The organism is Streptococcus oralis (assembly GCF_001578935.1).
GTDB lineage: Bacteria > Bacillota > Bacilli > Lactobacillales > Streptococcaceae > Streptococcus > Streptococcus oralis_R.
The window spans coordinates 572,262-577,509 of the sequence record NZ_KQ969521.1; the positions used below are offsets into that span (position 1 = coordinate 572,262).

A 5,248-nucleotide genomic window follows, 5' to 3' on the forward strand; every position below is an offset into this window, starting at 1 on the left:
CCTTGGAAACAACGTTTTCCGAAGCAATCAACTCGATGTTGTTTTGTTGGCGTTCTTCTTCTTTGGCAATAGCATTCCATAGATCAGCATCGTATGCTTTAAAATCATCTTTGTCAAAAATCATAGGTCTTCTCCTTTATAGTGTGACTGGTCCTTTGGTTTGTTCTTCCAATAAGAAAATAAACTAAAAGATGCGAATAAACCGTTTCTGCATTTTATCACAAGTATAACCAACTTTTTCATAAAATGCATGAGCACCCAGACGATGATCGGCAGAATTTAAGCGGATAAACCCATAACCACGTCTTTTTGCTTCTTGATCCAACCCTTGCAGTAAGCTTTTACCGATACCTTGCCCTTGTGCTTGAGGCGAAACCGCTAAGCCTAAAATATTAAAACCTGCTTTGGAATAGAGGGATTCATAAACTTCAGCATGGACATATCCAAGTAGGACATGGCTGGCTGTATCCTCGTAGCCAAGTAAGAAATGATGGGAATCCTGAGATAATCTAGCTAGTTGACTAGCTGTGTCCTCTGGACTAAAAGAATAGCCCAAAGCCTCTTGGTTAATCACACATATAGCATTCACATCTGTTGCTTGCAAATCTCTTAGCATCTCATTCCTCCTCAAAAGAAATCTCTGGCAACTGAGCAAGAATATCTTCTCGCTTAATCGCCCCTTGGCGTAAGATTTTCACCTTGTCTCCAGACAAATCCAAAATAGTCGAATCCTGTCCAGTTAGAAAAGCGTCGTCCTCCAGCCCCAAAACCTCTTGGTCAAAATCCTCTAGAATTTGAGCAAAGGTCACTCCACTTGCCTGACCCGAGATATTGGCAGACGGCCCAATCAAAGGACCTGTCTCTCGAATCAAATCAAGTGTAATGGGGTGACTCGGCATCCGAAATCCCACCGTTGAAAGACCAGGGGTGACCCAATAGGGAACTCGGTCATTGGCTTCAAGGATAATGGTCAAGGGACCCGGTAAAAAGGTCTCTACAAGTTTTTGTAGATAAGTTGGCTGATTCTTTGAAAAGTGCAAGATGTCCTCTAGAGAAGCGACATTAATATTGAGTGCCTTATCTCTTGGACGACGTTTGAGTTGGTAAACATGGTCGACCGCTTTTTCATCTAAGGCCTTAGCAAAGAGACCGTAAACTGTCTCGGTTGGTAGAACAACAGCTCCGCCCTTTTCCAACTCTTGTCTAATCCTGTCCATCATCAACTACAACCATCCTATCTTGACCAAATTGGTCCTTGAGTGTTCGTACCCGTTTTTCAGGAAGATGTTTCCTAAAAAGCGCAGGAACACTTTGACCTTGCTTGTATCCAATTTCAAGGTAAATCTTACCACCATCTGTGAGATAGTCTTTTGCATCTTCCGCAATTCTGCGATAAATAGCTAGGCCATCCTCATCTGCAAAGAGAGCTAGATGAGGCTCCGAATGTAAAACATTCAAACCGACCTCTGACTCATCTTCACGAGAGATATAGGGTGGATTGGATACAATTATATCATATTTTTCAGAAATTTCTGCAAAACAATCAGATTTTTTAAAAAATATATTAAGATTTTGATTTCTAGCATTCTCAGATGCAAGCTCTAAGGCATCTTGGGAAATATCTGCTGCTGTCACTGACCAATCTGGTCTGTTTTTAGCTAATCCAAGAGCTATGGCGCCACTTCCAGTCCCGATATCTAGGACCTTAAGATTTTCCTCAGGATTTTCAGCTAGGATAAGTTCCACCAACTCTTCTGTTTCTGGACGAGGAATCAAAACCCGCTCATCCACTTTTAACTGCATTCCAAAGAAATCTGCCTGTCCGATGATATACTGAGCTGGTTTATGGGACGCTAACTGCTGGAAAATTTCTTCTACAAATTGTTTTTCGGCCTCTGTTACCTCTTGCTGGAGGGCCAAGACAAAGTCTGTAAAAGATAGATTTTTCAGGCAACGATAGACAAAAGAGAGGCTTTCAGCTTCCTCTCCTTGTCTTATCAACGCTTCTTCAAAATCTGAAAATAATTGAGCTAATTTCATTATTTGTTTAATTCTTCTAATTTTTGTGTTTGGTCATAAAGAACCAAGGCATCCACAACTTCATCAAGTTTACCAGACAAAATGGTATCTAGTTTTTGGAGGGTCAAGCCAATACGGTGGTCAGTCACACGGTTTTGTGGGAAATTATAAGTACGGATCCGTTCTGAACGGTCACCAGTACCAATAGTAGACTTACGCTCAGCGTCTTGTTCATCTTGAGCAATTTGAGCAAAGTGGTCAGCAACACGCGCACGGATGATTTTCATGGCCTTCTCACGGTTTTTCTGCTGGGTACGTTCTTCCTGCATCTCAACCTTGATATTGGTTGGCAAGTGAACGATACGAACGGCAGTCGCAACCTTATTGACGTTCTGACCACCTGCACCAGATGCGTGGTAGATGTCAACACGAAGGTCTTTTGGATCAATATCGTATTCTACTTCTTCCACTTCCGGCATGACAAGAACTGTCGCTGTCGAGGTATGAACACGGCCTTGACTTTCTGTCACAGGGACACGTTGAACACGGTGGGCACCAGATTCGTACTTGAGTTTAGAGTATACAGACTGACCTGAAACCATGGCAACCACTTCTTTGAAACCACCGACACCATTCATAGAGGCTTCCATGACTTCAAAGCGCCAGCCTTGGGCTTCCGCATACTTTTGGTACATAGTTAACAAATCTCCAGCGAAGAGGGCTGCTTCATCTCCGCCAGCCGCTCCACGGATTTCAAGGATGATGTTCTTGTCATCGTTTGGATCCTTTGGAAGGAGCAAAATTTTCAATTTCTCTTCGTATTCTTCTTTTTCAGCCTTGGCATCTTTCAGTTCTTGCTTGGCCATTTCTTCCAAGTCCGCATCTCCACCTGATTCCTTAATCATTTCTTCGGCGTCAACGATGTTTTGAAGGACTTGTTTGTACTCACGGTAGGCTGTTACCGTATCACGAGTAGAAGCCTCTTCTTTTGAAAGCTCCATGAAGCGTTTGGTGTCTGAAACGACATCAGGGTCACTCAGCAATTCTCCTAATTCTTCATAACGGTCTTCTACAGCTTGTAGTTGATCATAGATGTTCATTTTTCTTCATTCTCCTTATTGATTTCAGGCGCAAAATAATGTTTACGACAGACTGAGATATAGGTTTCATTTCCACCGATCTGAATTTGTTCGCCATCATAGACTGGCACACCATCCTGCGTACGCAACACCATGGTCGCCTTTTTCTTACAATACTGACAAATGGTCTTGATTTCTTCGATCTTGTCTGCTAAGAGCAAAAGATATTTGGAACCTTCGAACAATTCATTGCGAAAGTCATTCTTCAAACCAAAAGCCATAACAGGTATGTCTAGCTCGTCCACAACACGAGCTAGGTCGTAAACGTGGTGACGCTTGAGAAACTGGGCCTCATCGACCAACACACAGTATGGTTTCTCAGGTAAGTCTTGGATATAGCCGAAGATATCTGTCGTTTCCTCAATCGCAATGGCTGGGCGTTTCATGCCGATTCGACTCGATACATAGCCAACACCGTCACGCGTATCCAGAGCCGAAGTCATAATCACAACTCCCTTTCCTTGCTCCTCGTAGTTATAGGCCACCTTGAGAATCTCAATCGTCTTACCAGAGTTCATGGTCCCATAACGATAATACAACTGTGCCATGCTTCTATTTCACGTCCATTTCTAAATTTTTGCTACATTCTAGTATATCATAATTTTCTGAAGCTTTAAACGGCAAAATGTGGTAAAATAGAAGAAATCAAAAACTAGTGGAGGAAGCTATTATGCCATTTGTACGCATCGATTTATTTGAAGGACGCACGCTCGAGCAAAAGAAAGCTCTGGCTAAGGAAGTAACGGAAGCTGTTGTCCGCAACACTGGAGCACCTCAATCAGCCGTTCATGTCATCATCAACGACATGCCAGAAGGAACTTACTTCCCTCAAGGGGAAATGCGCACCAAATAAACTGGCTTAAGCAGAATTGCTTAGGCTTTTTCAATCTCCAAGTAGCATCCATTGAAGAAATAGTCTAATTTTGTTACAATTTGAAGAGATGTTTGGATACATATCTAAAGAAAAGAAATACAAAAGGAATTAGTATGATTACACGTGAATTTGATACCATCGCTGCTATCTCTACTCCACTAGGTGAAGGAGCCATTGGTATTGTCCGCTTGAGCGGAACAGACAGTTTTGCCATTGCGCAAAAGATTTTTAAAGGCAAAGACTTGAGTCAGGTTGCTAGCCATACTCTTAACTACGGTCACATTGTTGACCCGCAGACAGGGAAGGTCATGGATGAGGTTATGGTCGGAGTCATGCGGTCTCCCAAAACCTTCACTCGTGAAGACATTATTGAGATTAATACCCACGGCGGGATTGCGGTGACCAATGAGATTCTCCAGATGGTTATCCGTGAAGGAGCTCGATTGGCTGAGCCGGGTGAATTTACCAAGCGTGCCTTTCTAAACGGTCGTGTGGACTTAACACAGGCTGAGGCGGTGATGGACATCATCCGTGCCAAGACAGACAAGGCTATGAATATCGCAGTCAAACAACTAGATGGTTCTCTTTCTGACCTCATTAACAATACTCGCCAAGAAATCCTCAATACACTTGCCCAAGTCGAGGTCAATATCGACTATCCTGAGTATGATGATGTTGAAGAAGCCACTACTGCAGTCGTCCGTGAGAAAACTATGGAGTTTGAGCAATTGCTAACCAATCTCCTCAGAACAGCCCGTCGCGGTAAAATCCTCCGTGAAGGTATTTCAACAGCTATCATCGGACGCCCCAATGTTGGAAAATCCAGCCTTCTCAATAATCTTCTGCGCGAAGACAAGGCTATCGTAACGGATATTGCAGGAACTACGCGAGATGTCATCGAAGAATACGTCAATATTAACGGGGTTCCTCTTAAATTGATTGATACAGCTGGTATTCGAGAAACAGATGACATCGTTGAACAAATCGGTGTGGAGCGTTCAAAGAAAGCTCTCAAAGAAGCTGACCTCGTACTCCTGGTCTTAAATGCCAGCGAACCCTTGACAGCTCAAGACCGTCAATTACTTGAAATCAGCCAAGAAACAAATCGCATTATTCTGCTTAATAAAACTGATCTTCCTGAAGCGATTGAAACTTCTGAACTTCCAGAAGATGTCATCCGTATTTCAGTCCTGAAAAACCAAAATATTGATAAGAT

General features: G+C 42.9%; 7 protein-coding genes and 1 pseudogene. 2 read left to right on the forward strand and 6 right to left on the reverse strand.

Annotation, left to right across the window (positions count from 1 at the left end):
- From SORDD15_RS10445 to SORDD15_RS02865, 6 genes and pseudogenes are all read right to left on the reverse strand, one after another.
- Positions 1–124 (reverse strand): annotated as a pseudogene (locus SORDD15_RS10445) (serine hydroxymethyltransferase); the annotation flags it as partial.
- A 60-nt stretch (positions 125–184) separates the two neighbouring features.
- On the reverse strand, positions 185–616 hold the full coding sequence (locus tag SORDD15_RS02845) for a GNAT family N-acetyltransferase (RefSeq protein ID WP_061414147.1): 432 nt from the start codon (positions 614–616) through the stop codon (positions 185–187).
- Between the two features lies 1 nt (position 617).
- Entirely contained in the window at positions 618–1,220 is a 603-nt protein-coding gene (locus SORDD15_RS02850) for an L-threonylcarbamoyladenylate synthase (protein WP_061414149.1), read from the reverse strand.
- Entirely contained in the window at positions 1,204–2,040 is an 837-nt protein-coding gene (prmC, locus tag SORDD15_RS02855) for a peptide chain release factor N(5)-glutamine methyltransferase (RefSeq protein ID WP_061414150.1), read from the reverse strand. The genes SORDD15_RS02850 and prmC overlap by 17 nt, the downstream gene beginning before the upstream one ends.
- Complete coding sequence (gene prfA, locus SORDD15_RS02860; RefSeq protein WP_001028815.1) at positions 2,040–3,119, reverse strand: peptide chain release factor 1; 1,080 nt, start codon at positions 3,117–3,119, stop codon at positions 2,040–2,042. The genes prmC and prfA overlap by 1 nt, the downstream gene beginning before the upstream one ends.
- Entirely contained in the window at positions 3,116–3,706 is a 591-nt protein-coding gene (locus SORDD15_RS02865) for a thymidine kinase (RefSeq protein ID WP_061414152.1), read from the reverse strand. Before SORDD15_RS02865 ends, prfA begins: the two co-directional genes overlap by 4 nt.
- A gap of 122 nt (positions 3,707–3,828) precedes the next feature.
- On the opposite strand from SORDD15_RS02865, the gene SORDD15_RS02870 reads away from it, so the two are divergent.
- Entirely contained in the window at positions 3,829–4,011 is a 183-nt protein-coding gene (locus SORDD15_RS02870; protein WP_001117401.1) for a 4-oxalocrotonate tautomerase, read from the forward strand.
- Between the two features lie 134 nt (positions 4,012–4,145).
- The coding region (gene mnmE / locus SORDD15_RS02875; RefSeq protein WP_231097615.1) for a tRNA uridine-5-carboxymethylaminomethyl(34) synthesis GTPase MnmE at positions 4,146–5,248 on the forward strand (1,103 nt) is incomplete at its 3' end.

Excerpts from the sequence above, each read along its gene's own strand:
- prfA (WP_001028815.1), bottom strand. The coding sequence starts at position 3,119 with ATGAACATCTATGATCAACTACAAGCTGTAGAAGACCGTTATGAAGAA.
- SORDD15_RS02865 (WP_061414152.1), bottom strand. The coding sequence starts at position 3,706 with ATGGCACAGTTGTATTATCGTTATGGGACCATGAACTCTGGTAAGACG.
- SORDD15_RS02850 (WP_061414149.1), bottom strand. The coding sequence starts at position 1,220 with ATGATGGACAGGATTAGACAAGAGTTGGAAAAGGGCGGAGCTGTTGTT.
- prmC (WP_061414150.1), bottom strand. The coding sequence starts at position 2,040 with ATGAAATTAGCTCAATTATTTTCAGATTTTGAAGAAGCGTTGATAAGA.
- SORDD15_RS02870 (WP_001117401.1), top strand. The coding sequence starts at position 3,829 with ATGCCATTTGTACGCATCGATTTATTTGAAGGACGCACGCTCGAGCAA.
- SORDD15_RS02845 (WP_061414147.1), bottom strand. The coding sequence starts at position 616 with ATGCTAAGAGATTTGCAAGCAACAGATGTGAATGCTATATGTGTGATT.